At 43.5% G+C, this 2,674-nt stretch carries 2 protein-coding genes; one reads left to right on the top strand and one right to left on the bottom strand.

What is annotated here, in order from left to right:
- Positions 1 to 141: 141 nt before the first annotated feature.
- A complete protein-coding gene (locus G6069_RS07810) occupies positions 142 to 1,194 on the bottom strand; it encodes a type II asparaginase (protein ID WP_197293927.1) in 1,053 nt (350 codons plus the stop codon).
- Between the two features lie 76 nt (positions 1,195 to 1,270).
- Between G6069_RS07810 and G6069_RS07805 the strand changes: the two genes are divergently transcribed.
- Entirely contained in the window at positions 1,271 to 2,602 is a 1,332-nt protein-coding gene (locus G6069_RS07805) for an anaerobic C4-dicarboxylate transporter (RefSeq protein WP_197293926.1), read from the top strand.
- Positions 2,603 to 2,674: the final 72 nt, after the last annotated feature.

The following is a 2,674-nucleotide window of genomic DNA, read 5'->3' as shown; positions in this document are numbered from 1 at the left end:
GAAAAATCTCCTTTTTAAAATAGGGGGAGCTTCATCAAATCTATTTTGATAGTTATCAATATTTGATGAAAATAAAGTCAAAAACAAAATAAACCAAATCACCCAACTATCTTTGATAATCGGGTGATCTAATAGAATCGTTTAATACTCTTCAAACATTTCTTGGATTTTTGCCTTATCATTTGTTTTAGTTAGAGCGAGTTGTAAAAGCACCCTAGCTTTTTGAGGGTTTAAATTGTCGCTTGTGATAAAGCCATAAGCCTTGTCGTCAATCTCACCTGAAGTAATCTCACCGCTACCTACCCTGCTAGAACGAACGATAACCACCCCCATTTGGCTCGCTTCTTGCATCGCTTTTAAAAACCCAGCGCTCACATTCCCGTTACCCACCCCAGCTATCACAACGCCTTTTGCATGCGACTTCAAGCTCGCTTGGAATAAATCGGGGGTCATGCCAGCATGCGTGTAAATAATATCCACTTTAGGTAAGGGGGTTTTTAGCTCTAAAAGAGAAAATTCGCTCTCTATGGTGTGTTTTCTTAAAGGTTGCATGTAATAACGCACCTTGCCATAATACACGCTCCCTATCGCGCCGCTGTTTAAAGCTTTAAAGGTGGAAGTGTGGGTGGTGTGCGTTTTAATCGCTTCTCTAGCGCTAAAAATATTATCGTCCATCACCACCAACACGCCCTTATTCGCGCTTTTTTCATCGATCGCTACGCTCAGTGCGTTATACAAATTCAAAGCGCCATCCGCGCTCAAAGAAGCAGCGTTACGCATCGCTCCCACTAGCACCACCGGTTTTGTGGAATGTAAAACTAAATTTAAAAAATACGCGCTCTCTTCTAAAGTGTCCGTGCCATGCGTGATGACCACGCCTTGAATACGGCTATCATCTAGCAACTCTTGGGCACGCTTGGCGAGTTTGAACCATACTTCTTCATTCATGTCTTGTGAGCCGATGTTAGAAACCTGCTCCCCTTGAATGCGAGCGAGTCTGTTAAGACTAGGGATAGCCTTAAGAAGCTCTTTGATGCCCAACTCACCGCTCTTATAACGGCCCAAACTCGCGCTTGCACCACTCCCTGCAATCGTCCCCCCTGTCGCTAATAAAGCAATGGTGGGTAAATTTTGAGCCATAACTTGCCCCTTCAAACAAAGTAAAAGAATCAAAAATTTCAAAAACATTCTCATTATAGACTACCTTTTGAAATTTAAAAGATTTTATAGTATAGTAAAACATCGTTAAAAATAAATTTAAAAAGGGTTAATGGTGGATGCCTTTTTTCAAATTGCAGTGTTACTTTTTTCGCTTTTTTTAGGGGCAAGGCTAGGGGGCTTGGGAGTGGGCTATGCGGGGGGCTTGGGCGTGCTTATTTTGTGCTTATTTTTGGGGCTAAATCCGGGCAAAATCCCTTTTGATGTGATTTTGATCATCATGGCAGTCATTAGCGCTATCAGCGCGATGCAAAAGGCGGGGGGCTTAGATTATTTAGTCCAAATCGCTGAAAAAATTTTAAGGAAACACCCCAAGCAAATCAACTATTTAGCGCCGAGCGTAGCGTATTTTTTAACGATACTAGCCGGCACCGGGCATACGGTTTTTTCTTTGATCCCAGTGATTGTGGAAGTGAGTCAGAGCCAAAACATCAAACCCAAAGCGCCTTTAAGCTTAGCAGTAGTCTCTAGTCAAGTCGCTATTACCGCAAGCCCGGTGAGCGCAGCGGTGGTGTTTATGAGCGGTGTTTTAGAGCCTTTAGGGGCAAATTACCTCACCCTTTTAATGGTTTGGATCCCTACAACTTTTTTAGCATGCATGCTCACGGCGTTTGTGATGAGTTTCACCAATTTAAAGTTAGACAGCGATCCGCATTATTTAGAACGCTTGAAAGCGGGCAAAATTTCGCCCCCTAAAATCAAAGAAGAAAAAGAAACCTCAAAAAGCGCGAAATTATCGCTATGGATTTTTATCGGTGGGGTTGTAGCGATCGTTTTTTATGCGAGCGCGATTTCTAAAAATATCGCTTTGATTAGCCCGGTGGTTTTAGGCAGAGATCAAGCGATCGTGTCTTTCATGCTGAGCGTGGCGACTCTCATTGCGATTTTTTGCAAAATTAACGCTAATGGAATCGCCCATTCAAGCGTGTTTAAATCCGGCATGCAAGCGTGCGTGTGCGTGTTGGGCGTGGCGTGGTTAGGCGATACTTTTGTGAGCAATCATATAGATGAAATCAAGCGATACGCTTCTTTTTTGATCGCTGATTACCCGTTTTTATTAGCCGTAGCGCTCTTTTTGGCTTCCATGCTTTTGTATTCGCAGGCTGCCACCTCTAAAGCGCTCATCCCAAGCGTGATCACAGCCTTAGGCATTAGCGCTAACCATACCGAGCATTTGTATATTATCGTGGCTTCTTTTGCGAGCGTTTCGGCGTTGTTTGTGTTACCCACTTACCCCACTTTACTAGGGGCGATCGCTATGGATCATACCGGCACCACTAAAATGGGCCGTTATGTGTTCGATCATGCGTTTTTGATCCCTGGGGTTTTAGTCGTGTTTTTGAGCGTGGCGTTAGGGTTTGTTGTCGCGCCGTTGGTTTTGTAGCTTTTATAACCAGCGATAAAAAGCTTGACGATTTTTCTAAACCCCCCTTAAAGAAGAGAGCCTAAACCATTT

The organism is Helicobacter pylori (assembly GCF_017594925.1).
Lineage (GTDB): Bacteria > Campylobacterota > Campylobacteria > Campylobacterales > Helicobacteraceae > Helicobacter > Helicobacter pylori_DP.
This window is presented reverse-complemented; position numbering and strand designations above follow the sequence as displayed.

Bases quoted from the DNA above. Each gene is read 5' to 3' on its own strand.
- G6069_RS07810 (WP_197293927.1), bottom strand. From the start codon at position 1,194: ATGAGAATGTTTTTGAAATTTTTGATTCTTTTACTTTGTTTGAAGGGG.
- G6069_RS07805 (WP_197293926.1), top strand. From the start codon at position 1,271: ATGGTGGATGCCTTTTTTCAAATTGCAGTGTTACTTTTTTCGCTTTTT.